Source organism: Candidatus Electronema sp. PJ, from assembly GCF_048287395.1.
Taxonomy (GTDB): Bacteria; Desulfobacterota; Desulfobulbia; order Desulfobulbales; family Desulfobulbaceae; genus Electronema.
Map to the genome: position 1 here is coordinate 1 of NZ_JBLWEO010000042.1, position 23,448 is coordinate 23,448.

Annotated in this window: 21 protein-coding genes; 10 read left to right on the top strand and 11 right to left on the bottom strand. The window is 53.6% G+C overall.

Annotation, left to right across the window (positions count from 1 at the left end):
• The first annotated feature begins 668 nt into the window (after positions 1–668).
• Positions 669–977, top strand: a complete 309-nt coding sequence (locus tag ACNKIB_RS06280) for a hypothetical protein (protein ID WP_417909694.1) — start codon at positions 669–671, stop codon at positions 975–977.
• Between the two features lie 302 nt (positions 978–1,279).
• Here the strand turns inward: ACNKIB_RS06280 and ACNKIB_RS06285 are convergent, their stop codons facing one another.
• The 8 genes from ACNKIB_RS06285 to ACNKIB_RS06320 form a co-directional block, all read right to left on the bottom strand.
• Positions 1,280–1,987, bottom strand: a complete 708-nt coding sequence (locus ACNKIB_RS06285) for a hypothetical protein (protein WP_417909695.1) — start codon at positions 1,985–1,987, stop codon at positions 1,280–1,282.
• On the bottom strand, positions 1,984–3,792 hold the full coding sequence (locus ACNKIB_RS06290) for a BatD family protein (RefSeq protein WP_417909696.1): 1,809 nt from the start codon (positions 3,790–3,792) through the stop codon (positions 1,984–1,986). Before ACNKIB_RS06290 ends, ACNKIB_RS06285 begins: the two co-directional genes overlap by 4 nt.
• A complete protein-coding gene (locus ACNKIB_RS06295; protein ID WP_417909697.1) occupies positions 3,792–5,753 on the bottom strand; it encodes a VWA domain-containing protein in 1,962 nt (653 codons plus the stop codon). Before ACNKIB_RS06295 ends, ACNKIB_RS06290 begins: the two co-directional genes overlap by 1 nt.
• A gap of 231 nt (positions 5,754–5,984) precedes the next feature.
• Positions 5,985–6,173 (bottom strand): hypothetical protein, encoded by a 189-nt coding sequence (locus tag ACNKIB_RS06300; protein ID WP_417909698.1) that lies wholly within the window; start codon positions 6,171–6,173, stop codon positions 5,985–5,987.
• Positions 6,174–6,254: 81 nt separating this feature from the next.
• Positions 6,255–7,250 carry a vWA domain-containing protein gene (locus ACNKIB_RS06305; protein WP_417909699.1) on the bottom strand — a complete coding sequence of 332 codons (996 nt, stop codon included), beginning with the start codon at positions 7,248–7,250 and terminating at the stop codon, positions 6,255–6,257.
• A gap of 1 nt (position 7,251) precedes the next feature.
• Positions 7,252–7,896 (bottom strand): hypothetical protein, encoded by a 645-nt coding sequence (locus ACNKIB_RS06310; protein ID WP_417909700.1) that lies wholly within the window; start codon positions 7,894–7,896, stop codon positions 7,252–7,254.
• Positions 7,893–8,807: a DUF58 domain-containing protein gene (locus tag ACNKIB_RS06315; protein ID WP_417909701.1), complete on the bottom strand. Its 915-nt coding sequence runs from the start codon at positions 8,805–8,807 to the stop codon at positions 7,893–7,895. Before ACNKIB_RS06315 ends, ACNKIB_RS06310 begins: the two co-directional genes overlap by 4 nt.
• Before the next feature lie 6 nt (positions 8,808–8,813).
• On the bottom strand, positions 8,814–9,839 hold the full coding sequence (locus ACNKIB_RS06320; protein ID WP_417909702.1) for an AAA family ATPase: 1,026 nt from the start codon (positions 9,837–9,839) through the stop codon (positions 8,814–8,816).
• A gap of 150 nt (positions 9,840–9,989) precedes the next feature.
• Here ACNKIB_RS06320 and ACNKIB_RS06325 point away from each other — a divergent pair, with 150 nt between their 5' ends.
• Together ACNKIB_RS06325 and ACNKIB_RS06330 are read left to right on the top strand one after the other, a co-directional pair.
• A complete protein-coding gene (locus ACNKIB_RS06325; RefSeq protein ID WP_417909703.1) occupies positions 9,990–11,612 on the top strand; it encodes a tetratricopeptide repeat protein in 1,623 nt (540 codons plus the stop codon).
• 39 nt (positions 11,613–11,651) lie between these two features.
• Entirely contained in the window at positions 11,652–12,848 is a 1,197-nt protein-coding gene (locus ACNKIB_RS06330; protein ID WP_417909704.1) for a TraB/GumN family protein, read from the top strand.
• A 180-nt stretch (positions 12,849–13,028) separates the two neighbouring features.
• Here ACNKIB_RS06330 and ACNKIB_RS06335 read toward each other — a convergent pair whose 3' ends face one another.
• Positions 13,029–13,223 carry a hypothetical protein gene (locus tag ACNKIB_RS06335; RefSeq protein ID WP_417909705.1) on the bottom strand — a complete coding sequence of 65 codons (195 nt, stop codon included), beginning with the start codon at positions 13,221–13,223 and terminating at the stop codon, positions 13,029–13,031.
• 102 nt (positions 13,224–13,325) lie between these two features.
• On the opposite strand from ACNKIB_RS06335, the gene ACNKIB_RS06340 reads away from it, so the two are divergent.
• From ACNKIB_RS06340 to ACNKIB_RS06360, 5 genes are all read left to right on the top strand, one after another.
• On the top strand, positions 13,326–14,597 hold the full coding sequence (locus ACNKIB_RS06340; RefSeq protein ID WP_417909706.1) for an ABC transporter substrate-binding protein: 1,272 nt from the start codon (positions 13,326–13,328) through the stop codon (positions 14,595–14,597).
• 7 nt (positions 14,598–14,604) lie between these two features.
• The gene (locus ACNKIB_RS06345) at positions 14,605–16,404 is read left to right on the top strand and encodes a sensor histidine kinase (protein WP_417909707.1); all 1,800 of its coding nucleotides are present in this window, start codon (positions 14,605–14,607) and stop codon (positions 16,402–16,404) included.
• A gap of 234 nt (positions 16,405–16,638) precedes the next feature.
• The gene (locus ACNKIB_RS06350; protein ID WP_417909708.1) at positions 16,639–17,094 is read left to right on the top strand and encodes a response regulator; all 456 of its coding nucleotides are present in this window, start codon (positions 16,639–16,641) and stop codon (positions 17,092–17,094) included.
• Positions 17,087–19,690, top strand: a complete 2,604-nt coding sequence (locus tag ACNKIB_RS06355) for a response regulator (protein ID WP_417909709.1) — start codon at positions 17,087–17,089, stop codon at positions 19,688–19,690. Before ACNKIB_RS06350 ends, ACNKIB_RS06355 begins: the two co-directional genes overlap by 8 nt.
• Complete coding sequence (locus ACNKIB_RS06360) at positions 19,678–20,322, top strand: response regulator (RefSeq protein WP_417909710.1); 645 nt, start codon at positions 19,678–19,680, stop codon at positions 20,320–20,322. The genes ACNKIB_RS06355 and ACNKIB_RS06360 overlap by 13 nt, the downstream gene beginning before the upstream one ends.
• 6 nt (positions 20,323–20,328) lie before the next feature.
• Here ACNKIB_RS06360 and ACNKIB_RS06365 read toward each other — a convergent pair whose 3' ends face one another.
• Both ACNKIB_RS06365 and ACNKIB_RS06370 read right to left on the bottom strand, forming a co-directional pair.
• The gene (locus ACNKIB_RS06365) at positions 20,329–21,039 is read right to left on the bottom strand and encodes a response regulator (RefSeq protein ID WP_417909711.1); all 711 of its coding nucleotides are present in this window, start codon (positions 21,037–21,039) and stop codon (positions 20,329–20,331) included.
• Positions 21,040–21,069: 30 nt separating this feature from the next.
• Entirely contained in the window at positions 21,070–22,146 is a 1,077-nt protein-coding gene (locus tag ACNKIB_RS06370; RefSeq protein WP_417909712.1) for an MBL fold hydrolase, read from the bottom strand.
• 318 nt (positions 22,147–22,464) lie between these two features.
• Here ACNKIB_RS06370 and ACNKIB_RS06375 point away from each other — a divergent pair, with 318 nt between their 5' ends.
• Together ACNKIB_RS06375 and ACNKIB_RS06380 are read left to right on the top strand one after the other, a co-directional pair.
• Positions 22,465–22,947, top strand: coding sequence for a DUF3015 family protein (locus tag ACNKIB_RS06375; RefSeq protein ID WP_417909713.1), 483 nt, complete (start codon positions 22,465–22,467; stop codon positions 22,945–22,947).
• Between the two features lie 135 nt (positions 22,948–23,082).
• The gene (locus ACNKIB_RS06380) at positions 23,083–23,427 is read left to right on the top strand and encodes a hypothetical protein (protein WP_417909714.1); all 345 of its coding nucleotides are present in this window, start codon (positions 23,083–23,085) and stop codon (positions 23,425–23,427) included.
• Positions 23,428–23,448 lie beyond the last annotated feature (21 nt).

Here is a 23,448-nt window from a genome sequence, read left to right on the forward strand (position 1 = left end):
AAGAGCATCCGGTACGAACTGGGAGTAGTGAGTGCGTTGACTGTGGGTCTCCATTGAATCGTTGCCATGTTCTGCCTCCTGATCTTTTAACTGATTGAGATGACGGAATGAATGCTGCTCCTGCTCAAGATAAAACGAGTTTCTTTCCGTGTCAACAGTTTTTTCATGCTACCGCATAATTGATGGCAGGAAAAAACATAGTGCTTGCTCGTCGGAAAACATAGTACTTGCGCGTATGACGACATAGTGCTTGCGCGTATGAAACCATAGTACTTGCGCGTATGACGACATAGTGCTTGCGCGTACTACGACATAGAGAATGGTTTTCCAACGAGCAAGTACTATGTTTTTCCAGGAGCAGCAGGGAGGGAAATTTTCCCTATTGACGGGGGGAGATAAGGGGCGTAAAGTAAGCGGGCAGGATGGTGTAATCTTTCTGTATGTCCGCTTGAGCTGTAGGATGTGCGGTTCTGTATAATTTCTTATTAGCCAGAATTATGAAAGAAATACTAACGAAGCTAGCACTCCTTTTCGTTCGCCCTTTACTAGTACTAATCTTCCTTCTCCCTTTACTAACACTAATCTTCGGTCGCCCTTCGCTAACACTAGTCTTCGTTTTCCCTTTACTTTACATCGCATTAGTTAATGCCGAAGATAAGTTAAAAACTATGAAGATTAAAACGGTTATCGGATATATTCCTGCGGCTATCGTCTTAGTTCCCTTCGTGGTAGCATTGATTCGACAATCGCTGTACTACAAAGGATGTATGGATGGAATGGGATACATCGTTACAGCGATGTGGGCATTTCTAGTTGGTGGTGTTCTGAATCTGGTATTCTTGGCATACGCCATATTCAGAAGAAGAGCTACGCCCCTGTCAGATAGCATTGTTACTAACGGAAACTTCGCATTGGCTTTGGTGGTTGCGGTATTGCAACTCATTATGTTAGTATGCTTGATGCTTACTAAGATGTGAGACGAAAGTAGAGAGTGTGGGTGAAACAGCTTTATCGTTTGCCCACACCAGCCGCTTGGTAAATGGAAGACGTGCTGTTCGAGATCGCATGGTCGCCTTTAACCTATGTGATCTGTCTTATTGTATTCTCAGTCTGTTCGCAGCCAAAAGCAAGGCCACAGCTTTGGGCTAGAGCGTGCAGGCTGCTTGTCATTGTTATTGCCTGTGCCGCATTCAGCCTAATGCTATACGGATTGCACGAAAAGGCTGAGGAAGGTCAAAAGCGAGCCGAGTCTATGACGACGCAGGAAAAGGAAGCGAGGCTATTGCCCAGCTATTTGCTGAAAGCTGCCTTGCTCGAGCCAGCCTTTGCGGCCTTCTTGATCACGAACCAGCACGTAGTGTTCGTGTTTTTTAGCTAAAGGGCGCACAATCATGCCTGCCTTGAGATGGGCAACAGGTTCGGCATCCTTAAAGGGCGAGATCAGCAGGCGGGCAGCTTCTGCTGTAACTACGCCCTCCTGCCAGGATTGATAACGCAGCCAGGCCGGAGGCAAAGGGAGCACGGTTGCGATAAGGAAAACCGCACTGAGACGGCAGGCTTGGGGAAAACGCTGCCTCCCCAGCACGCCGATGGCCAGTACCGTCAGGGCGAGCAGGACAAACGCCACGCCGGAAAGGAGCAACCACTGATCTGCGCCGAGCAAAGCTGCCAGTCGCTCTGGCCGCGACTCTTCGCGGAACAAGCCTGCCTTCTTGCGCAGGTCGCTTAAGGCAGCGCGGAGTTCAGCATTGCCTGGCGCAAGCAGCAGGGCGCGCTCGTAATACAACACAGCCAGACCGATCTGACCCTTCTCGGCAGAGCTGTCTGCCATAGTATCAAGGATCTCAAGAGCAGGGTCGTTCTGCTGGATGAGCGTCTGGTAGAGGCTGCTGGTCTGCTTCGGATGGGCATGATCCAACACAAAGAAGACCGCCAGTAGGCCAGAGCAAACCAGCAGGAGAGAGACTATGCGGCCTTGTTTCATCATGACAACTTGCCCAATTCCTGCTGGACGGTCTGAAGCATCGCTGCCATCTCTGTCTGCGCCAAGACTGCTCCAGCATAGCCGCTCTCCTCAAGCCGGGCAAAGACTGCCAGCAAGGGCGAATCCGCAGGCAGCCTTTCCTGCAAATCAGTTAGTGTGATAGCCGCAGCAGTCCGGCCCCAAAGGGTACCAGTCCAGTGCTGGATGGCCTCTTGGCAATGCTGCCGGAACTGTTCCTGAGCACCTGTCGCCATTGCTGCCCGCATTGCCTGGCAGTGCCGGGCCAGTTGGCGTTCTGCCTGCTTTCGCAGCGCAGGGCCGGGATTGTTTTCCAGTCGTTTCCGCCGCAGATCGAGCAGCAGCCCAGCCACTAAACAGCAACCTGCTCCGGCGATGATTGCCTGAAACCGCCGTTGCTCATACAAAGGGCGAAAGATCTGCACAGATTGGCCTGGTGCTGCGTCCAAAGGATGCTGATGCTTTTTGGGTGCTCCCGGAGAGTTCGGGATTGTCGGCTGCTGGGCAGGTTGCTGGGGCTGAACAGGTTGCGGCACTGGCTCCACCGCCTCTTGCAGATGCAGGGGAATTGGCTCGCTGCTCAGAGGAACATACTCTCCAGCAACTGGATCAAAATAGGAAAACCGGAGCGAGGGCACTGCCCGCAGACTGCTGTTGACTGGCACTACTGCCTGCTCAAAGGTCTTTTCTCCCTTACTTCCTTGGCCAGCAAAGCTGTCCGCAGGCGGATACACCTTCCAGTCACTGCGATCAGTGAGTTCAGGGGCCTGCACGCGGTCAAAGTTACCGCTTCCTGTGATTTTCATCTTCAACGTGATCGGTTCGCCAGGCCTACCATTGGTAGGTGAGGCGGCCACGGCCAAGCTGAAGGTGCCAACTGCGCCTTTGAAATCTGCGGGCCGGTTTTTGGCAGGCAACGGCAGAGCAGTTACTGGTTTTTCCGGGCTGGCAAAGCGGATCTCCCGACGAGTGTAACCGCCAAAGAAGTCATCAAAAAAGGGATCGTCCATGAAGGCCGACTCAAAAGGGCTATCGCTGCGTCGCCTTTGCTCTGGCAGCATCAAATCAGCATCTATTTCCACAGCGACGGAGGCGGTTCCTTCCTTAACCGCTGACAGATTACCACGCCAAGTGAGAACAGTGAGTAGCTCACCCTCAACTTGCTCTTGCTGCTGGCTCGGTTCCTTGTCCAAAGCGTGCAGGAGAAAGTTCTCGCCGATCAAGCGAGGTACGGTTTTAATATGAAGCCGCTTCTTCGGCTTAAAATAGCCTTTGATGGTGAACGGTATAAGCTGCCCAGCATAAAAGCTGTCTTTGTCTAACTGAATCCGCAACCAACCAATGTCTTCTGCTGCTAACAACGCCGCATTGGCCTTAGTAGAAGGCGGAGCAGCCACGCCACCAGCAGAATTACCCTGTGCTGGACTTACTGTACAGCGCACTGATGGGGTAGTGTAGTCTTTGCCGTCAACCTGCACCTTAACTGGCTTGACTGTGTACTGTCCTGGCTTTTCTGCTTGCACGGCAAAGTTAAAAGTCACTGTAGCCGAGACTTGGCCGTTGATCCAGGATGTTTGCTGGCTTTGACCAAGGGAACGGAAGCGCAGCCCGTCAGTAACAGGCAGCTCTGGCTGGGCAAAGCTGCTGCCATTGACCTTAATGACAAAGGTTGCCTCCTTATCTACGGTAAAAGCTGTTGGATTTATCTCTGCCGTTACTTGAATATCTGCGGCCTGCCCAAGACCGCTCAAGCAACAAAGCAAACTGAGCATAAGCAAAAAAACACGCATTACCAGTCCCTGCCAACGGATTCTCCATCGGCAGCCTCCTGCGGTAGGAAATTCAGTTCGCCCTGCTCGTTTTTCAGGCTATCGAGCAGGTTCTGTGCCTCCTCTTTCGTCATTTTGCCCATCATTTTTGCTCCCTCCTTGTCCTGCTTGTCCTGCGGCGGCGGAGTCTCCGGCTGCTGCTTATCCGCAGCGGTCTCGTCCGCTTTTTTCTGCTCCTTGTCAGGAGCAGGCGCAGCGTTCTCCTGTTGTTTTTCTTGACTGCCGTTCTCCGGCTGCTTGCCCTTATCTTCTTGCTTCTGGCCGTTATCCTTGTCTTGTGGCGGCTGCTTCTCCGGCTCGTTCTGCTTCTGCTCTGAACCACTCTCCTGCTTCTTGTCTTCGCTGTCCTGTTTCGCGTCCTTTTTTTGCTTCTCGTTGTTTTCCTTGTTCTGAGCCTGCTGCTGTTCTTGTTGCTCTTTCTGTTTTTGTTCTAACTCGGCCAATTTTTTTTTGACTGTTTCCAGATTAAGGCGCGCCTGGTTATCTTTTGGCTTCAGCTTAAGTACGGACTCAAAGGCGTGCTTGGCCCAACGTAACTGCTGAATCGCTTGCTCTAGGTGAGCAGCTTCTGCTGCTGTGCCTGCTTGATAATGACTGATGCCTCGATTGAAATAGCTTTTGGCCTGTAAGGTAAGATCATCTGTTTGCAGAGCTTGATTGAATTCTGCTACGGCTTCGTCATATTTCCCCTGCTTGTGCAGGGCGGCACCGAGATTGAAATGCAGGGTTGGATTGCTCCTGTCTTTTGCTAAAGCATCTTGGTAGAATTGCGCGGCTTGCTCATACTGCTTGGCTTGATATAAATCACTGCCCTGATCTGCCTGGGCCAGCGTCGAGCACAAGGCACAGAGCAGCAGCACCGCCGCAGTTTGCTGTTTCTTCCTTCTTCCAGCAGTGAAGATGAACGGCAGATGCAGTTTCCGGCGGCGACCTATGAGGAGAAACTCCATACTGAACAGGAACACCGCCGCAGCCAGCGGCCACTGAAACCGCTCCACCGCCACCTTCTTTTTGCGCTGGGCCTGCTCCTCTTTGGGGATCAAAGCCAGCTTGCGCTCGTAAATCGCATCAAGTCCTTGGCCCATACTGCCGAGAGGCACGTACATGCCACCCGTGGTCTCGGCAAGAGCAAGCAGGGTTTTCTCGTCCAACTTCGAGGTGACAAACTCGCCTTGCTCATTCTTGATAAATTTTTCAGCTCCGTTGCCTGGATCTGGCAAGGGAATCAGCTCACCCTGGGGTGTGCCAACTCCCACCGTATAAATAAGCATTTTTTCCTGCTTGGCCACGGCTGCGGCCTTGAGCGCATCTTGGCTCAAATCTTCGCCGTCGGTGATCAAAATCAGAATTTTATAATTGAGTTCCCCAGCAAGTACCTGGCCTGCATCTTCGATGGCCCGGCCAATGTTCGTGCCGCCTTTGGGAATGGTGTTGGTGTCTAAGGCATCCAGGGAGGCATTGAAGGCATCGTAATCGGTCGTGAGCGGACAGCTCAGAAAGGAGGTGCCGGCAAAAGGCAGCAGGCCAATCCGGTCGCCATGCAACCGCGCCGTGAAATCCCGCACTGCCAGCTTGGCTCGTTGGAGGCGACTGGGTTTGATATCCGGGGCAAGCATGGATTTTGACACATCAAAGCCGATCAGGATGTCGATTCCCTTGCGCCGCACTTCAATCCAGCGATTGCCCCACTGAGGCCGAGCCAAAGCCAGGAAAAGGCAGGCCAGTCCCAGGACAAACAGGGCGGCTTTGAGTCGCCGCCGGGCTTGCGAGACGTTGGCGGTGAGTATCGGCAGCAGCTGCGGCGCGGCAAACTGCGCCAATTTCTGCCGCCGCCGGAATGTACTGAAGCTAATAAAGAGAGCGGCAGCGCAGCAAGCCAGCAGCCCGACCAGGAGCCAGAAAGGTTGGACAAAGGAAGGCATCTTCAATGTTCCATGACAGCGGCTTGTTTGGCCCTAGAGAACCTGCGTCTGCTCAGGGAGTCAGGGCCTGTTAACATGAGTTAACCTCATCGCAAAACATCGGGCAAGAAACAAAATTTTAAGTAAGTTCAACTGCTCACAAAGTGCTGCTCAACCGTATCACCCCTCTTAAGATTCCTTTTTTACTCGCTGGCCAAGGAGTTTGGCTCGGCAACAAAGGAGTTCTGCCGACTAAGAAAGAAGTTTTGCCGAGCAGGAAAGGAGTCTGGCCGAGTAGCAAAGGAGTTCTGTTAAGCCGCAAAGGAGTTTGAGTCGGCCAAACTCCTTTGGTAGTCGGCAAGAAAGCAGTTTGGCCAAGCAGAACTCCTCTTCTGCCGAGTATAACTCCTTTCTGAGTCGGCAGAACTCCTTTGTTGCCAAGCCAAACTCCTTGGTAAACGAGCCGCTCTCTTCTCTTACCTGCTTAAAAAAGAGGCGAATCCCAAAGAAAAAGAGATCAAGTTACGGCAACCGCCTTCTCGAGGCCACCAACTCCGCTGCCAGCAGCAAAAAAGCCGCCAATACGGGCCAGGCAAACAGCTCCCGGTGCTGGGAAAAATGGCGAATCTTCCTGACCGTGGTTTCCATCGCGTTGATCTCCGCATAAATTCGCTCCAACGAGCTGGCATCTGTAGCGCGGAAATATTTGGCCTGCGTCATTTTCGCGACTTTGGTCAGCGTATCCTCGTCAATATCGACCTCAGCCTGCATAATGCGGGGCCGACCGAACGCATCCACCCCTGGCATCGGGGCAACCCCGCGCTTGCCCGCGCCAATGGCATAGACCTTAATTTTCATCGCTGCTGCTGCTTCTGCCGCTGTGAGCGGGGCGATTTTACCGGCGTTGTTCACGCCGTCGGTGAGCAAAATCAGAATACGCGATTTGGCCTGCTGATCGCGCAGGCGGTTGACACCGGAAGCAATGGCCGAGCCAATGGCTGTACCGTCCTCAATCATCCCTATTCGCACCGAATTCAGCCGCTGCTGGAGCCAGTCATGATCTAAGGTTAAGGGACAAACCAAGTAGGGCCTGCCAGCAAAGGCGATTAAGCCAATCCGGTCATTGGTGCGCTGGCTGATAAAGCTCGCTACCACGGCCTTAACCACATCGAGCCGACTGGATGAAGCACCGCCCAGATCCATTGCCTTCATGGAGCCGGAAATATCTACCGCGAGCAGGATGTCGATGCCTGAAGCCTCGATATCGGTGTTTGTTCGGCCCCATTGAGGCCGAGCTAGGCCGATGATCAGCAGGCCAACTGCTGCCAACCGCAGCCAAGCCAGCAGTTTACCCGGACTGACCTTGCGGCCATCAGCAATGGCCTTGACCGCTGAGATTGACGAGAAAAGCAGAGCGGGTGCTGGGCCTCTCCGACTGCGCAAAAAGGCCAGCACAGGCAGAATCAGGAGCAGCCAGAGCAGCTGTGGTTCGGCGAAGCGGAAGCTGTCCATACCCATGCTATTTCTTTGCTGCCTCCTTTTTGGTCATCTCAATAAAGGCACGGAGATGAGCCGTCAGCTCGGCCATGCGCTCTCGGCTCAAAGAGGCCCCAGCAAATTTAACTGCGTCGCAGAGTTCGAGCCAAGTTTGCAGCTGTTCGACATAAGTTTGCAGGAGTGCCTGTTCTTGTGCATCCTCTCCGCCCGCAGCAATGCCGCTGATCAGCTCACGAGCAGTTTGTCGAGAGGCAGCGAGATTAAACCGCTCCTCCAGATAATGCCGCAGGGTTTGAGCAAGTAAATCGGCAAAGGCAGCGCAGTTATCCTCTTCCAATTGCTTTTGGGCTTGTGCCAGCAGATACGCTGTCTCGTGGGGCTGAAGAGCCATCTGTGGCTTCTGGCGTTTTTTCCACAAAAAGAAAAAGAGCAGCCCGCCGCCGATCAGGAGCAGGCCCGCGCCTACTGCTGGCCGCAACACTGAGTTGCGCTCTAACAGGGGCACAGGGGCCGCAATCTCCATTTCTTCCGAGACAGGGCGGGCAGATGTAGGCGGCATCTGCGGTTGTCCGGGAAGAGCCAGCGGCGCAGTGATATTCTCCGCCTGAAGCTGTGCTGGGACTCCCGTTAGTATCAGCAGTAAGAGAAAAAAAAGGCGGTTCATCATCGGGACAGCCTTCGGCTACGGGAACGAAAAAATCCCATCAGGACAGCAAAATAGGGTTTGTCCGTGAAGAGCTGAAGCAGGTCAATACCGAGACCGCGCACCGTGCGGGCGAAACGTTCCCGTTGGTCAGCAGTCAGATTGGCGTAAGCATGTCGTGTCCAGTCGTCGCTGGTGTTGAGCAGCACCTGCTCGCCGCTTTCTGCATCCTCCAAGGTGATCCAGCCTGCCTCTGGCAGCACTAGCTCGCGCGGGTCGGTCACTGACACCGCAATCAGATCGTGGCGGCGGCTGGCGATCTGGAACTTGGGCCGGAGGGCCTGCAAGGTATCGTCAAAATCACCGGGCAGACAGAAGTCTGAGAGAAGAAAGGTTACACAGCGGCGTTTTGCCACCCGGCTGAAAAAATCCAAGGCCCCGCCAAGATTGGTGCCTTTGCCTTCAGGCTGAAAAAAAAGAATCTCGCGGATCACCCGGAGGACGTGGCTACGGCCCTTATCCGGGGCGATGAACAGCTCAACCGCCTCAGCAAACAGTACCAGCCCCACTTTGTCGCTGTTGCGCATCGCGGAAAAGGCGAGCGCAGCGGCCAACTCCGCCATTACCTCCCGTTTGGACTGTTTGCCAGAGCCAAAGCCGCCAGATGCACTGAGATCAATCAGCAGCATAATGGTCAGCTCGCGCTCTTCGCTGAATTTTTTGACATGGGGTACGCCAGTACGGGCGGTGACGTTCCAGTCAATGGCGCGAATCTCGTCGCCTGGCACATACTCGCGCACCTCGTCGAAGTTCATCCCCCGGCCTTTAAAGACTGAATGGTAACAACCGGCCAGGGTTTCGTCAGCCAGTCGTCGGGTGCGGACTTCAATCTGTCTGACCTTTTTGAGAATTTCCTTGACTGCCGTTGTTTCCATCTGCAATCACGGCACTGGCACTGTTTCTAACAGTCTGCGGATGATATCCTCGCTACTAATGCCCTCAGCCTCGGCCTCGTAGCTAATCCGAATCCGGTGCCGCAATATATCCGGCGCGCAGCCCTTGATATCGTCTGGGATAACGTAGCCGCGTCCGCTGAGATAAGCCAAAGCGCGGGCCGCAGTCTTGAGATTGATGGTTGCTCGAGGCGAAGCCCCAGTTTCAATGTAATCGCGCATCCCGGCATTGAGGCCAGATGGCTCGCGGGTAGCACAGATCAGCTCGACAATGTAGTCCTTGATCCGATCATCCACGTAAATGCTGTCCACCACTTTACGGGCAGCCAGAACATCCTCTGGCGCAAGAATGGGCGGCATCACGGCCTTGGCATCGGCATGTTCAATAAGATCAAGAATACGCCGTTCTTCCTCGCGGGTTGGATACCCCACTTTGACCTTGAGCATAAAGCGGTCCACTTGGGCTTCTGGCAAAGGATAAGTCCCTTCCTGCTCAATCGGGTTCTGGGTTGCCAGGACAAGAAAAAGCTCAGGTAGCGGAAAGGTGGATTCGCCGATTGTTACCTGCTTCTCCTGCATAGCCTCCAGCAGGGCGGACTGCACTTTGGAGGGAGCACGGTTGATTTCGTCGGCCAAAATAAGAGAGGCAAAAATTGGCCCCTGCTTAACGACAAAAGAGGTGTCTCTGGGGTTGTAGATTTCCGTGCCGATAATGTCCGCTGGCAGCATGTCTGGGGTGAATTGGATGCGGCGGAAATCCGTTGAGACAGCAGCGGCCAGAGTTTTCACCGCCAACGTTTTGGCTAGCCCCGGCAAGCCTTCCAATAAGATGTGCCCGCCAGTGAGTAGCCCTATCAAGAGCCGTTCAACCAGCTTCTCCTGGCCAACTACACTCTTTGCCATCTCGCGTTTCAGCAGCTCAACCCAAGCTGCGCTCTCCCGCACAGCTCGGCTGATCTCTGCGACGGATAAATTCTGTTCCTGGGCCACTCCGCCGTCAACAGTCTGATTCATTGGTGTTCTCCCCTCTGCTTCTCACTCCTGCTGGAGCGTAGATTGTTCTGCCTGAGCAATTGACATGCGCTGCTTTTCATCCTACACTGTTCAGAAATCATATATACTTCTGTGCTGAACACATTGCAACTTTCACCGCACACTCTTGGCATGGCTTTTTTCGACTTTCTCAAAAAACTGGCAGATTCCGGCAGACATGACCGGCGCAGGCAGCTCGAAGCAGCCTCCTTCCGCCAGGAGGCAGAGGAGGAGGACGGTTGCGCAGCCTTGGACAGTATCCGTATCAAAGACGAACCTCTAGCCGCACCAGAGTTCGAGATCAGCAAAGCGCAGTCGGAGATGGTTGAGCCAGAGTGTAGGCTGCCAACGCAGCACCTAGAACCAGCAGCCATCTCTTCTGCGACCGTACCCATTCCGCCGCCAGGAGGCATTTATGCCATGCAGGAGCGGAACGGCGGCCTCTACCGGATTGTAAAGGTGGTTCATGCGGAAGACGGCCTTGTCCATGTCTTGCGCTATGCTGGACGCTTCCTCCATGTGCCAGGGCAACTTTCTGAGCAGGAGTTGCACCTGGGTACTGATGCCATTGACGGCTCCTTTAGCGCAGAGCACCTGCCTATCCCGGCCCAGTCTTTCGCTGCCAACAGCAATTATATTCAGGACTACCCGTTGGTGGATAGTGATTTTCGAGGTTGGCGGCTTTATGTCGATTCGATTTATGATTGCCTGAGCGAAACCGCGCCGTCTTGGCTGCGCAAGGCAGGTTCCTACGCTGCTTGGCGCGATGACCGCAATGCAATGGCCGTGCTTGCTGATCGCTACTTAATCGGGGCTGCCTTGCCCAGAGACAGCAAGAAAGCCCTCTATTGGCTCAACCGGATCGTCCAACAAGGCATCGGTATTGTCCAACCTGGCGAGCAGGTGCGAGAGGAATATCAGATTCTCACTGGCGGGGTTTATGTTCGCGCTGAGGATGACAAGAGCTGGTCAGTCTGCAAAGCGGTACTGAAAGACCGGCACGGCGTGCAGCTTCTCCTCTGGCCCTCCTGCTTTGAGCAGCTACCGAAGAAAACCAATCCCGCCCGCCTGCTGGCCCAAGCAGCCCAGCCTGGTAAGGAGACTGTCCATGCCTCGTTGAGTGCGGATGAGTTTCTCAGCCGACCAGCGGTCTGCATGGGATTACTGCCGATCACCTTGACCGAGCTGCACTGCTACCGGAATGCCCTCCAGCAACTGTGCGGCGAGAGCGAACTTCAGCCCAGCACCTTTGAGCTGATTCTCCAGCGGGCTGAAGCAGGCGAGGCGCAGGCACAGGTGGAAGCCGCGCAGATTTATCTGGTCGGCGATCCTGAATGGGAGGTTGAACAGAGCATCTCTGAGGGCGTGCGCTGGCTAACCGAGGCTGCTAATCTCGGTTACGGGCCTGCAGCCCATGCCTTGGCAATGATCTGCCGCGATGGAGCCGGAGAAGCTGTCATTCCCAACGCCCAGCTCAGCTTTGAATGGCTGCTCTACGCGGCCCAGCTCGACTACGGCCCTGCCCAACTCGAAGCAGCAGAATGCCTGCTGCAAGCAGACAAAGGCTGTGATTATGATCCAGCCCTTGCGCACGCTTGGCTCTCTGTGGCAGTCAGTCACGACAACGGCTTGAGCGAGGAAGAGAAACATCAAGCGAAAAGCCAGCGGCAGGAGATTGACACCGAACTGCCTGCTGCGCAGAAGGCCAAAGCCCGAGACTATTTCCGCCAGCTTCAGGAATCGTTTGCAGGCTGATCGATTCCTGAACTTCTTATTTCAACCCCTGAATTCTTCATGACTGAAACCGCCTTTCCCTCCCACAGCTATTCCGATGACGTAGCCATCATTCACCACGCTGACCAGATCGTCTTGCTTGTCGGCACCGCCCATATTTCCCGCGAATCAGCTGATTTGGTCGAGCTGGTTATTGAGCAGGAGCAGCCAGACATAGTGTGCATCGAGCTGGACGAGAAGCGCTACCAGGCCCTGGCCAAGCCGCAGCAATGGGAGAAACTTGATCTGAAGCAGATCATCAAAAACAAGCAGCTCTCCACCCTGCTGGTCAACTTGGTGCTGTCTTCCTATCAGAAAAAGCTCGGTGGCAAACTGGGTGTGCAGCCTGGCACTGAGTTGCTGCTGGCCGCGCAGACCGCAGAAAAGCACGGCATCCCTATGCAACTGTGCGACCGCGATGTGCGGATTACTTTGCGGCGCGCTTGGAAGGCCACGTCCTTTATCAAAAAGGGCTATTTGGTTGCCACCTTGCTCACCGCGCTCTGGGACGACACTGAGTTAACCGAGGAAAAGCTAGCCGAGCTGCGCCAGAAAGATGTACTGTCCGAGCTGATGGATGAGATCGGCAAGGCCCTGCCTGCGGCCAAAGCCGCTTTGATTGACGAGCGTGATATCTTCATGGCTGAGAAGATCAAGATGGCAGTGGGCAAGCGGATAGTGGCAGTAGTCGGGGCTGGACACATGACTGGCATTGCCCGCGCTATGCAGGAAGACAATAGCAACAAGATGGAGGAGATCAGCAGCATTCCGCCCGTGGGCATGATCTGGCACATCCTCGGTTGGTCGATACCAGTAGTCATTGTCTTGTCTATCGCGGTGATTGCCTGGCAGCAGGGCTTGGGCGCAGCCGGAGCCAATGTCCTGTATTGGGTGTTGGCAACAGGTTTGCCCGCTGCGATTGGCGCAATCATGGCTCTGTCTCACCCAATAACGATTCTTTCCGCCTTTGTCGCCGCCCCCTTCACCACTCTCAGCCCAGTGATTGGCGTTGGTCATGTTTGCGCCTTTGTGCAGGTGATGGTTCAGCCACCTGTGGTCAAAGAATTCGAGACCGTAACCGCTGACATCGGCACTTTGCGCGGCTGGTTTCACAACCGACTGCTCCGGGTCTTCTTAGCCTTTACCTTGCCCGGCTTTGGAGCCTCTCTCGGCACCTTTATGGGCGGGTATAAGATATTTACCAGTCTTTTTAACTGAGTGCCGCTGCTACCGCCGGGGTTTCTGCCAGTTTGTTACTCCGTTTCCGATGAATTGTACTCGGTTGGCAAGGATTTTTGCTGATTAGGGAAGAAGTTGTACTCGGCCAGAAAGGAGTTCGGCTTGGCCGCAAAGGAGTTTTGCCAACTTGGAGAGGAGTTTTGCCGAGCAGGAAAGGAGTTATAGTCGGCAGCAAAGGAGTCTGGCCGAGTAACAAAGGAGTTTGGCCGACTCCAACTCCTTTGTAACCGAGCCGCAATGGAGTGTTTTGCCTGCGCAGAGCAGTGCGCTCACAGAGAATTGCAGCTGCTCTCCTGCCGCAGCGTAACTCTGCGCCTGCGTCTTCTCTGATTGATGGTCTGCTTGCTTTCCCACGATAATTCCAGCACGTCCTTGCATTTGCCTGTTCTTTCAGGTACAGGATAGGATGAGTTCCACCCTCTGTCTCTTCAATCCATCTCATCTGTCGGGGGCACCATGAACCGCCGCACCTTTCTCAAAACAAGCGGAAAGCTCGGGGCCGCCGCTTTAGTGTCCACCGCTTTACCCCAACTCGCCAGGGCGAGCCGCCGCTCCAAGCTGAAACCCACGCTCAAAGTAGTTGGCACGCATGTCACGCTGCTCGAACCTATCCGCCAGAAGGCAGAGCAGGACTTGGGCATCAATATCGAATTCCATCCTGGTGGCGATGCCGAGGTACTGCTCAAGGCGGCCACTGATCCAGAGGCCTTTGATCTCTACGAGCAGTGGTCGAATAGCATTAAGGTGCTGTGGCAGGCCAAGACCATTCAACCGATTGATATCAGCAAATTGACCTACTGGGAAGAGATTAATAATCTCAGTAAGACTGGGCGTATTTCCGATAAAGCCCGACCTGGATTGGGTGATGCGCCTTGTAATTTACTCTTTATCCAACCAGACAACTCTCTGAGCTGCGTACCAAGTAATGAGATCAGCTTTCTGCCCTATGTCCATAATGTTGATTCGTTTGGTTACAACTCCAGTATCGTTCCCAAAGGGGTTCCCTATGAAAGCGAGAGTTGGGGCTGGCTGTTAGATGATCGCTGGCAGGGTAAAGTCGCCATTGTCAACTCCCCAGAGATCGGCATCTTTGATCTGGCTCTTGCGGTTCAGGCAAAAGGGCTGATGTCCTTTAAGAACATGGGTAACATGAGCCGGGAAGAGGTTGACCAACTCTTTGACATTATCATCAAGCTGAAGCGACACGGCCATTTCCGAGGTGTATGGACTTCTGTGCCACATTCGGTTGATTTGATGGCCTCTGGCGAGGTGGTATTGCAGAGCATGTTCTCACCAGGGGTGAGTGCGCTCAATGGCATGGGCATTCCCTGTATCTACGCCGCACCTAAAGAGGGCTACCGGGCCTGGCACGGGGTGATGTGCTTATCTCGTGCCTGTACTGGCGAGAAGCAAGAGGCGGCCTATGCCTTTATGAATTGGTGGCTCTCAGGTTGGCCTGGTGCTTTTATTGCTCGGCAAGGATATTACATCTCCAATCCTCAGCGGTCCAAGGCCTTTATGTCAGCAGCAGAGTGGGATTATTGGTACGAAGGGAAGCCTGCTGCTGAACCGCTCGTGGGCACTGATGGGAAAATATCAGTGCAACCTGGCAGTATTCGCACGGGTGGTTCCTACCTGAAGCGCTTTGAGAACATCGCGGTTTGGAACACTGTCATGGATACCTATGAATACACCCTGACTAAGTGGAACGAATTTGTCTTGGCGTGAGGAGGCTATGATGATTGATTTTCTCTTGCGGGCTATTGGCTTGAAGAAGCGGATTGTCTTTGGCTACATCATTACCGGGGCAGTGGCCTTTGTGATTGCCCTGCTTTCCTATGGGGCTTTCAACCGACTGTCTGCGGATTTCAGAAAGATCGTCCTTTTCAGTCGCCGCACTGCCGACAACATGGCTTTCGTTGCTCAAATGGCGGAGATGCAACGTCAGGCCCTTATCTACATCCATGAAGGGCACAGTTCGGCAGGCGAGCAGGTGGGGATGATCTATCAAAACATGCTCAAAATCATTGACAGCAGCCACGAGCTGGAGCAGCTTGGGGCCAAGCCTGTGCTCGAACTGGCCCAAAAGCATTTAGAGGCCTATTATCAGGCCTTCCAGGAAGTGCAGCGGCAGCGACAGCTGCAACAACGCTTGGTCAAAACCGAATTCCGGGTTTATGCCACGCGGGCACAGCAGTTGATTGAAGACCTAACCAGAGAGGAAGGGGAAAACCATCAGCTCGAATGCGCCAAAATGCTTAACGTCCTCCTGCAAATTGAGAAAAACGCCTACCGCTATTTTGATTCCTTTGATGGTAACTACATTAAAGCCGCCGCAGCGAGTATGAAGGAAACGCATCTGTTGCTTGACGGTTTTGCCCTCCGGGAAAAAGCAGCAGAGATCGATACGGTACTGTGTAATTACGAGAGCAGCTTTTTAGAAGCGGTGCAGCGCACCCGTGGCTATCTCTACCTCACGAGCGTGGTAATGGCGGCGCAGGCCTATGAGACGATCTACCAGTCTAGGAAACTCTCTGCCCTGATGATTAGTGAATCCGAGCGCATCCAGAAGCAACTCTTTCAGCATGTCAGCTCGCGCCTGCGTTTGTTACTCCTGTGGACTGGCTTTCTCCTGCTCTTTATCTGCCTCTTCTCGTATGCCATCACCAAAAGTATCACCATCCCGCTCAAACGCTTGACCGAGACCTTCAAACTTCTTTCCTCAGGTTCAGCAGACGCAGAGATCCCGCCCTATCGTCTTCAGGATGAACTGGGCGACCTTACCCGTGCCGCCGCCAGCTTCAAGGAGAAGAACATTGCCCTGCGCGCAAGCAAGAAGGAGCTGGAACGTTCCAATGACGAGCTGGAACAATTTGTCTATACAGTCTCGCACGATCTCAAATCGCCGATAGTCACCAGCATGGGTTTCATCGGCATCATCCGCAAGTTGGCCAGCCAGGGCAAAGCAGAACAGGCCATCGGCATGTTGGAGAAAGTAGTCAAGGCGAATGAGCGAATGAGTCAGTTGATCAATGACTTGTTAGAACTGAGCAGGGTCGGGCGAATTGACATGGACAAGAAGGTCATTGATCTGAATGTGCTACTCGGTGATTTTACCCGCAACCAAGGAGAACGGCTGAAGACGGCCAAGCTCACCCTGATCATCCAGCCAAACCTGCCGGTGATCTTTGCCAATGAGAGTCGCACCCTTCAGGTCTTTGAGAATATTCTCTCTAACGCCCTTAAATATGTACGCAATGAGCACGAGGGTCGCCGCCTAGAGATCAGCGCGTTTGAAGATGGGCAGTGGCACCATATCCTCTGCACCGACAACGGGCCTGGCATTCCCCCAGAATACCGGGAGAAAATCTTCGGCCTATTCTACCGTCTCGATGTCAACATTGAAGGTACAGGCATCGGTTTAGCCGTGGCTAAGAAGATCATGAAATTTCACGGTGGCGATATCCGGGCAGAAGGCTCACCCAGCGGTGGGGCGGTATTTCACCTCACCTTTCCCAACATGGCAACAAGATAGGACGCACCACTTTTCCTGCCTATGCAGTATAATAGGGGCGGAGAAGAACCTTTGTCTGCGCAAGGTAGAAACCTATTCTCATAGGAGCCACTCTCCTACCCTAATAGGAGTTAGCCTCCTTGCCTAATAGGAGTGTGCCTCCTATTAGGGTAGGAGATCGGAACCTATTAGGGTACCTTGATTGCGGGCAGCGAGAAACCAAGTTTATTGCATAAAAAGATGAGGAGCGAGATAATGCCTGACGAGGAAAAGAAGCTACTGCTGGTCGAAGACAGCGATGATCATGCCGAGCTGACCGAGTTTTATGCTAAAGACTGCTGTCCAAGCATCCAGGTGAATCGCCTGCGCGATGGCGCAGAGGCCATGGCCTACATTGAGCAGGTGGAAGCCTCGAATCAGGCCTTACCTTGGCTGGTGCTTCTGGATTTGAAGCTGCCGAAATATGATGGTCACGAGGTACTGGCCAGGCTCAAGCGCAGTATCAAGCTGGCGAAAATCCCGGTGGTGATCTTTTCCACTTCCAACTCTGGTAAAGACATCGAACAAGCCCTGAACAGTCATGCCAACAGCTATATCGTCAAACCAATGGAGGCGGATGGATATGGCACGGTAATCAGCGAAATGCTTTCATACTGGGAGCTGAACCAGCACCATCTTATCCTCAGCAACCAACGCAAGAACGATGCCTGAGCGAAAACTGAATATCCTCTTGATTGAGGATAACGAGGATCATGCAGATCTTTTCGTGGCCAATCTGGCCATGACCGCGTATGCGAGCGCAGAGGTGGTTCGGCACGACACGCTCCATGTTGCTCTTGAGGAGCTGCAAGATAAGCGGTTTGATCTGCTCTTCATAGACTTATCCCTCAAAGACAGCACTATTGCTGAGACCTTGGAACGCTTGCAGGAACTGGCTACCTACTGTCCAGCGATTGTCCTCACCTCCCTCGATGATCGGCGAACCATTCTCGACATCATTAAAAAGGGGGCAGATGACTGCTTACCTAAGTCAGAGCTTAATGACATCCTGCTGGAGCGGATCATTCATTTCAACCTTGATCGGTGGCGGTTGAAAAGGAAGTTGATGAAGAGCGAGGAGGCCTACAGAGACCTTTATCACAACTCGCCCAATATGCTCGGCTGCACTGATGCCAAAACCCGGCGGGTCTTAAGCTGCAACCAGACTTTTGCCGATAAACTTGGCTATGGGTTAGATGAACTCCTTGGTAGGGAGATGTATGCCTTTTACCATCCTGACTGTATAGATCAATACAACAAAGTCTTTGAAGACTTTTTAGTGAGCGGCGTTATCAAGAATGCTGACTTGCAAATGCTGCGCAAAGATGGTGGCACGATAGATGTTTTACTCAATGCCTCGGCGGTGCGTGATGAGCATGGCGAGGTACTCCATTCTCGTTCCACCTGGATCGATGTTACGGAACGAAAAGCAGCGGAAAGGAAGCTCAAGGAAATCCAAAAGCTCAATCGACTGATCATCGAAACCATACCCGACTTGCTCTGGCTCAAGGATGCGAAGGGGGTGTATTTGATTTGTAATCCCCGGGTGGAACAGTTATTCGGCGCAGCAGAGGCGGAGATTGTCGGCAAGACCGATTATGCTTTTACGAACAAGCAGCAAGCAGATACCTGCCGGGAGAGTGACCAGAGTGCTGCTGCCGCAGGCAAGGCTTTGATGACGGAAGAATGGGTAACGTTTGCCGCAGACGGAAAGCAATTGCTGCTGGAGACCACTAAGGTACCGCTCTTCGATGAAAACGGTGTAGTCGCGGCAGTGATGGGTATTGGCCACGACATCACGGAACGGCATGAGGCAGCTCAGAAGGCTGAGGCAGCAAATAAAGCCAAATCAGTCTTCCTTTCCAACATGAGCCATGAACTACGGACTCCACTCAACGCTATTCTCGGCTACACCCAAATCTTCTTGGGTGACGATTCCTTCACGCCTCGGCAGCGGAGTGGGATTAGCACGATCCATCAGGCCGGTGAGCATTTGCTCCTGCTGATCAACGATATTCTCGACATCTCACGGATTGAGTCAGGACGACTGGAGCTTATTGAAACGGAATTCTGCCTCACCCCGTTTCTCAAGGGCATCCGAGAGATTATTCAGCTGCGGGCGCGAGACAAAGGCGTGGACTTCCGCGATGAGGCTACCGAACTGCCTGCGGTGATTATCGCCGATGAGCTGCGATTACGCCAGGTACTGCTGAATCTCCTCTCTAACGCGGTGAAATTCACCAGTTCTGGCTGGTGCTCTCTTCAAGTTCAGGCAGAATCCGCAGGCCACGGTAAGGCGCGGCTGCATATTGCGGTGGAAGACAGCGGTGCAGGTATTTCTGCTGAGGATCAAAAGCTGGTCTTTGAACCCTTTCTGCAAGTGGGCGAGCGGCTCCAGCACCGGGAAGGCACTGGCTTAGGCTTGGCCATTAGCCGGGAACTGGTACGGCTGATGGGCGGTGAACTCCAGCTGATGAGTCCGGTGAATAGTAATCCGCAGAACGGAACTGGGCCAGGGAGTCGCTTCTTCTTCAGCATTGAGGTGCCGATTTCCGAGCATCGGGCCATAGCTGCCCAGCAGCTGCGGAAGGTGACAGGCTACACCAGCCTGCGTAAGTCTGATACGGCCCGCCGGGTACTGGTGGTTGATGACAAGTTATCCAACCGGGCTGTCTTGCGCGATACCCTGGAGCCGCTGGGATTTATCGTACAGGAGGCAGAAGATGGTATCGAGGTGCCTTCTGCCTGTGCGCGTTTCCGGCCTGACATTATCTTGATGGATCTGCGGATGCCTAAGGTTGACGGCTTCTCTGCTGCGGCTCTGCTCAAAGAGCAGCCTGAGTTCCGGCATATTCCGGTGATTGCTGTGACCGCTTCTATTGCTGAGGGTGAAGCCTTCCGCCAGCGTTGTTTACAACATGGCTTTGTTGATTACATTCACAAACCCTTTTCTGCCGGAGAGCTGCTAGAGATCATGGCTGCCCACCTAAAAGTCAAGCTTATCTACAGTGAGACAGGTGGTGAGGAGGCACAAGAACACGAGGAACTGATTCTGCCGCCACAAGCACTGCTGGATCAGCTGGCCTGGCTGTCGGAGATTGGTGAGATCCAGGGACTTACCGAGAAGACCGCAGAAATTGCAGTGCTCGAGGCGGGACGCTACCGGGTCTTTGCCCGCCGGGTGCAGGAATTGGCGGATGATTTTCAGTTTGAGGCCCTGCTTCAGCTCATTTCAGGAACCCGGAAGGAGCCATCATGCACTCTATAAAAGACTCGATTTTGGTGGTCGATGACCAGCCTGCCAACCTCAAGGTGCTACTCTCCTTTCTTCAGGCGCACAACTTTCAGATTTACATTGCTGACAGCGGCACGCGCGCCCTGAACATTCTGAGCAAAGTCTGCCCGGACTTAATCCTGCTGGATGTGATGATGCCAGATATTGATGGCTTTGAAACCTGCCGCCGGATCAAAGGCGACCAGCGGTTAGTGGGCGTGCCAGTGGTCTTTATGACTGCTTTAGACAGTGTGGAGGACAAGGTAGCAGGCTTTGCCGCAGGCGGCGTGGATTACATCACCAAGCCTTTCCAGCAAGTGGAGGTACTGGCCCGGATCAAAACGCATATCATGCTGCGGAAGCGGGAACAGGAGCTGGAGCAGGCTTTAACCGAGATCAAAACCCTGACAGGCATTCTACCGATCTGCTCCTACTGCAAGCAGATCCGCAATGACAAGGGCTACTGGCAGCAGGTCGAGGACTATATCAGCCAGCATTCTGCTGCGCTGTTCAGCCACGGCCTTTGCCCTGATTGTTATAAGAAAGAGATGGATAGCTTTCTGGAGCTAACCGGCAAGGCTAAACATCCGCCAACAGACGCAGGAGAGAGTGCAAAACCACAATAGGTGTGGTTAGCTTTTCGGCAGCTTTTTGGGGGATGGCTTGTTTTCATCCAGCCGAGCTACAGCCTGCATTAATACGTCATGGAGGGGCACGGCCTTGCCGATTACGGCCAGACCAGAGGCAGCTCGGCAGGTACGGATGGCCGGACTGTTCCAAGAAAGCATCTCGGTCACTGCCTCCACGCCGCGTTTCTCCGAGGCCTCTGCCTCAATCAGATTACCCCTGCGGATACGAATGATACCCCGCTGGTTGCCAGCGGAAACCACCACATCAGCGGAATGATGGCCCATGCCGATCAGCTGGAGCAAGTCAGCCAGATGCACGGACTCGAAAAAGGCGCTGCCTGACTCCCGGGCAAAGATGGTGGTCAGGAGGCGGAGCAGTTCCTCTATTTTAAAAGGATATTCAATGATCGCGGCCACGCCGCTGTGATAGGCTGAACGCCTCAGTTCCTCAGTCAGCTCGCTGCTGTATAACACCACGTGCGTGTCAGCGTGCCAGCGGCGAACATGCAGCAGCAGCTCAATGCCGCTTTCGCCAGAAAGCTGGACATTGGCCAGGACCAGATGGACCGTAAACCGGCTAAGTATCTCGCGGGCCTTGTCAACGCTGGCAGCAAAGGCGGTTTGATAAGTACCGCCATAGGGCAGCAGGGCCTCGCGCAGCTCCAGCATGAAGTCCTTGTCCCGGTCAACGATCAGAATGTTCTTACGGTTCATGGCGGACAGCGCCTTGTGCTTGTTTCTTGGTTATTCAAAATAGTCTGGCAGCTCTTGCCCGTCTGGCTGCGGCAGGATGTCGCCCACCGGGATATTCCGACCGATCAGGGTTTTCAGAGCAACCAGGTTAACTAAGCTCTCCAGCCCTGTGCCGCCGTGGGTACGGAGATGCGTGAGCAAGGTTTTGACTGCCACTGGCGGATCAACCTTGAAACCAGTCACACGATGGCCTGTAAAGCTCATGATACTGGTGAAAGATTTGTCCCGGTTGAGAGCAGCAATGCCTTTGGCCAGTGCATCAGCAGATTCCTCCTGCTCCAGCTCGTCGAGGATCTCATTGACCGCGCCAAGGTAGTTTTCTACCTTTTCGCCGGCGATCAGCAGGTCTAATCCCACGTCCAAATTGTACATCCGGTCGAGAAAATCTTTGATCAGACCGCCCTGAATAATCGAGCCATGCTGGGGGGCGATCATTTCTGGGGTTGGATCGAGGTTGCGAATGCGGGAAACCGCCAGCTTAAGCGCATCTCGCGAGGGCATATAGAGTTGATGGAAGGTCTTGATGCCTTCCCACGAGGCTTCATTGGCGTAAAGGTCTGGGCTATAGGATAGACCGCCAAAGAGATCGCCGGAAAAGAGGATGCGGCTGCGTTCATCGTAGTACATCATCGCCCCTCGGAAATGGCAGAAGGGTGAAGGGACGAAAATCAGGCGGCAACCTCCTGGCATCATGGCTCGATGATGCCGGTAACTCTCCACGGCCTTGAAGCGACTCGCCTTAAGGCCGAAGAAATGGATGAGCCGCCAAGTGTCCTCGGAGGCTACCACCATGCACTGCGGATTGAGCTTCTGGATATAGGCGGAATTGGGAGCGACATCCGGGTCTTGGTGGTTGATCAGGATGCCGTGCAGCTTTTCTAGTCCACCAATAATCGGGGCAACAGCCTTTTGCAGGCAGGTCAGCAACTCTGGTGGGCCAGGATCGATAATGATATTGGACTGCCCCTTGTCATGCGGATAGCAAAGAAGATAAACGTTTACCTCCAGCAGGGATTCAGAACGGTTGGCCAGCCACCAGACGTTCTTGCGCAGTTCAACGGGTTTCATTGGTTTATTGTCCATGATTGGCAGGATAAAAGGGATTTTGCGGCTCAGTCGTTTGGCTCTGTGTATATCTTATCGCATTTAAGAAACGTTCTCAACTTGCCGCCCCTGCCCCCATGTTTTCAGCCTATTAAGTCGCCTCTAAGGAAAACTCTTGGAAATTGTTATATAATACGGCATGAACACGAAAAAATGAAGGGAAAAATCCAGCGACTGCCCTCTTTCTCGCAGCAGAAGGTTGACATTACCGTTTCGCCTGAGTAAGCTCAAATCTGAGGTTTTTCAGTTCCGTTTTCAATCCCAGAATAGGAAGGAGATGCCATGATGTTCAAGAAACACACCGTTGCGTTCGCTTTTGCTGCCTCGTTGTTGTTGGTTCAAACCGCTTCGGCCCGGGAATTCGCCGACATTTACACGGATTGCGGCTTGGGTGCAGTGATTGCCCCCCGTACCCCAGCGGTTGCCGCCGTGACCAACGTCACTTTTGACCTGGGCACCACCGCTATTATTTCCAATGTCTCCTCGCCAGATACCTGCCAGGGAGGCAAAGCCGTTGCTGCTGCCTTTATTCATGAGGCCTACGATTCTTTAGAGGCTGATTTGGCCCGTGGTCAGGGAAAATATCTGGATTCACTCGCTGCATTGGCCGGAGTAAGCAAAGATGGCAAGGATACCTTTGCTGCTAGCCTGAGAAAAGATTTTGCTGCTTCAGTAGCTGCGAATGGTTACGCTGACCAGACTCGTTTCCAAAAGGCTGAAAACCTGTATAATCTGGTTTATCGGCAGCCAGAGAGCAGAAGCTAATCCGCCTTCTGACTGGACAAGGTATCTCCTGCAAGCCATTACCAGAAGTTCCCCGCAGCATGGCTTGCAGGGGTACTTAACGAACCCGCCGCTGCAATTCGTCGCAAATTATACTCGGTAGCAAAGAAGTTCGGCTTGGCCAGAAAGGAGTTCTGCCAACTTGCAGAGGAGTCTGGCCGAGCAGGAAAGGAGTTGTACTCGGCAAGAAAGGAGTCTGACCGACTCCCAAAGGAGTTTTGCCAAGCCGGAAAGAAGTTCTGCCGACTTGCAGAGGAGTCTGGCCGAGCAGGAAAGGAGTTTGGCTCGGCAGCAAAGAAGTCTGGCCGACTACCAAAGAAGTTTTGCCAAGCCGCAAAGGAGTTCTGTCGACTTGCAGAGGAGTCTGGCCGACTACAACTCCTTGCCAACCGAGCAGAAATGGTTTCCACACAGCTTGAATACCTGCCGAAGTTACCTCGACTGCCCGCCGCCTCCTGTTGAACGCTGAATCACGATGTATCC

Excerpts from the sequence above, each read along its gene's own strand:
- ACNKIB_RS06280 (WP_417909694.1), top strand. The coding sequence starts at position 669 with ATGAAGATTAAAACGGTTATCGGATATATTCCTGCGGCTATCGTCTTA.
- ACNKIB_RS06285 (WP_417909695.1), bottom strand. The coding sequence starts at position 1,987 with ATGATGAAACAAGGCCGCATAGTCTCTCTCCTGCTGGTTTGCTCTGGC.
- ACNKIB_RS06290 (WP_417909696.1), bottom strand. The coding sequence starts at position 3,792 with ATGCGTGTTTTTTTGCTTATGCTCAGTTTGCTTTGTTGCTTGAGCGGT.
- ACNKIB_RS06295 (WP_417909697.1), bottom strand. The coding sequence starts at position 5,753 with ATGCCTTCCTTTGTCCAACCTTTCTGGCTCCTGGTCGGGCTGCTGGCT.
- ACNKIB_RS06305 (WP_417909699.1), bottom strand. The coding sequence starts at position 7,250 with ATGGGTATGGACAGCTTCCGCTTCGCCGAACCACAGCTGCTCTGGCTG.
- ACNKIB_RS06310 (WP_417909700.1), bottom strand. The coding sequence starts at position 7,896 with ATGATGAACCGCCTTTTTTTTCTCTTACTGCTGATACTAACGGGAGTC.
- ACNKIB_RS06315 (WP_417909701.1), bottom strand. The coding sequence starts at position 8,807 with ATGGAAACAACGGCAGTCAAGGAAATTCTCAAAAAGGTCAGACAGATT.
- ACNKIB_RS06320 (WP_417909702.1), bottom strand. The coding sequence starts at position 9,839 with ATGAATCAGACTGTTGACGGCGGAGTGGCCCAGGAACAGAATTTATCC.
- ACNKIB_RS06325 (WP_417909703.1), top strand. The coding sequence starts at position 9,990 with ATGGCTTTTTTCGACTTTCTCAAAAAACTGGCAGATTCCGGCAGACAT.
- ACNKIB_RS06330 (WP_417909704.1), top strand. The coding sequence starts at position 11,652 with ATGACTGAAACCGCCTTTCCCTCCCACAGCTATTCCGATGACGTAGCC.
- ACNKIB_RS06340 (WP_417909706.1), top strand. The coding sequence starts at position 13,326 with ATGAACCGCCGCACCTTTCTCAAAACAAGCGGAAAGCTCGGGGCCGCC.
- ACNKIB_RS06345 (WP_417909707.1), top strand. The coding sequence starts at position 14,605 with ATGATGATTGATTTTCTCTTGCGGGCTATTGGCTTGAAGAAGCGGATT.
- ACNKIB_RS06350 (WP_417909708.1), top strand. The coding sequence starts at position 16,639 with ATGCCTGACGAGGAAAAGAAGCTACTGCTGGTCGAAGACAGCGATGAT.
- ACNKIB_RS06355 (WP_417909709.1), top strand. The coding sequence starts at position 17,087 with ATGCCTGAGCGAAAACTGAATATCCTCTTGATTGAGGATAACGAGGAT.
- ACNKIB_RS06360 (WP_417909710.1), top strand. The coding sequence starts at position 19,678 with ATGCACTCTATAAAAGACTCGATTTTGGTGGTCGATGACCAGCCTGCC.
- ACNKIB_RS06365 (WP_417909711.1), bottom strand. The coding sequence starts at position 21,039 with ATGAACCGTAAGAACATTCTGATCGTTGACCGGGACAAGGACTTCATG.
- ACNKIB_RS06370 (WP_417909712.1), bottom strand. The coding sequence starts at position 22,146 with ATGAAACCCGTTGAACTGCGCAAGAACGTCTGGTGGCTGGCCAACCGT.
- ACNKIB_RS06375 (WP_417909713.1), top strand. The coding sequence starts at position 22,465 with ATGATGTTCAAGAAACACACCGTTGCGTTCGCTTTTGCTGCCTCGTTG.